The following is a 1,796-nucleotide window of genomic DNA, read 5'->3' on the forward strand; positions in this document are numbered from 1 at the left end:
TGAAAATACTGCGGCTCAAGTAGTTAACTACTACAACCCAACAACGAAGAAAGTTGAAAAACCAAGCAAACCAACTGAAAAACGTGTTAACAACGTACCAGTTGAAGTGGAATTCAACTTCACTAAACGTTTGGAAGGCCGTGAGCTTAAAGCTAACGAATTCAGCTTCGTTCTTAAAGATTCAGAAGGTAAGACTCTTGAAACTGTAAGCAACGATGCATCTGGTAACGTTAAGTTCTCTAAACTTGAGTTCAAGAAAGGCCAAGAAGGCGTACACAACTACACAGTAGAAGAAGTTAAAGGCTCAGACGCAACCGTTACATACGACACAATGAAAGCGAATGTAACAGTTACAGTTAAACACGATGGAACAGCTAAAGTTCTTATCGCNACTCCTGAGTTCAATCCAGAGAAATATATTCTTAATGAAGAGAAATTTGATATCACTGGAAATAAACTTCTTGATGATGATAAAGAGTTGACTGATAAAGTAGCAGATACCAACAATGATCCATATGTGGACAAAGTTGATAATAATGAAAAGCAAAATATCAATACTCAAACACTCCATAAAGGTGATAAGGTTGTTTACCAAGTATGGTTGGATACAACTAAATTCACAGAAGCTCACAATATTCAATCTGTTGGTATTACAGATAAATATGACAGCGAAAACTTGAATGTTAATGTAGCTGATATTAAAGCTTATGATTCAGTAACTGGTGATGATGTCACAGCTAAGTTTGATATCTCAATTGTGGATGGGGTCATTACTGCTACATCTAAGGCTGACTTGACTAAGTCTCTTGGAGATGCTGAAAATACTCAAGTAATCGACACTGCTAAATTAGCATTTGGACGTTACTACAAGTTTGATATTCCAGCACGTATCAAGGGAACTGCTAAAGAAGGTGTAGATATTGAAAATACAGCTTCTCAAATTGTTCACCAATATGATCCAACTAAGAAATCAGTTGAAAAACCAGAAAAACCAACTGAAAAACGTGTTGTTAATATTCCAGTTAAAGTTGAATTCAACTTCACTAAGAAATTGGAAGGTCGTGCGTTGAAAGCCGGTGAATTCAGCTTCGTATTGAAAGACAAAGATGGTAACGTGATTGAAACCGTAAGCAATGATGCTGAAGGTAAAATCAAGTTCTCAGCTCTTGAATTCAAACGTGGTCAAGAAGGTACTTATATCTATCATGTAGAAGAAGTGAAAGGTACAGAGGCTGGAGTTGAATACGATAAGATGGTAGCGACTGTTGGAGTTACTGTAACTAAGGATGGTAAAGTGTTGACTCTTACTTCACAAATGCCTGAAGATACTGAGTTTAACAACAAGGTAACACCGCCAACACCGCCAACACCGCCAACACCACCAACACCGCCAACACCACCAACACCACCAACACCGCCAACACCACCAACACCACCAACACCACCAACACCACCAACACCGCCAACACCAGTAACACCAGAAAAACCTAAAGGTCCTGAGTTGCCAAACACTGGTGAACAATCTAAATCTGGAATTGCTACACTTGGTGCTGCACTTGGTCTTGTAGGTCTAGGTTTGGTTGCGAAACGCAAAAAAGAAGATGAAGCTTAATATTTCTAGTTTTCTAGAATGATTCAAGATTTATCTTTGAGTATCTAAACCAAAGATATTCTAAAGTTGGTTATACATTTATTAAATAAGTGTATGTAATCGCAAGAAGAGAGGTTAATGCCTCTCTTTTTGTTTTTATAATGGCTCTTTGTCAACTGTAGTGGGTTGAATAAAAGCTAACATC

At 37.8% G+C, this 1,796-nt stretch carries 1 protein-coding gene; it reads left to right on the forward strand.

Translation table 11 applies throughout. The annotated features are described in order from the left end of the window. Nucleotides 1-1,612: Spy0128 family protein (locus AB2B50_RS09615; RefSeq protein ID WP_320693329.1), on the forward strand; the 1,612-nt coding region annotated here is incomplete at its 5' end. Nucleotides 1,613-1,796: the final 184 nt, after the last annotated feature.

Source organism: Streptococcus fermentans, assembly GCF_040888305.1.
Taxonomy (GTDB): domain Bacteria; phylum Bacillota; class Bacilli; order Lactobacillales; family Streptococcaceae; genus Streptococcus; species Streptococcus fermentans.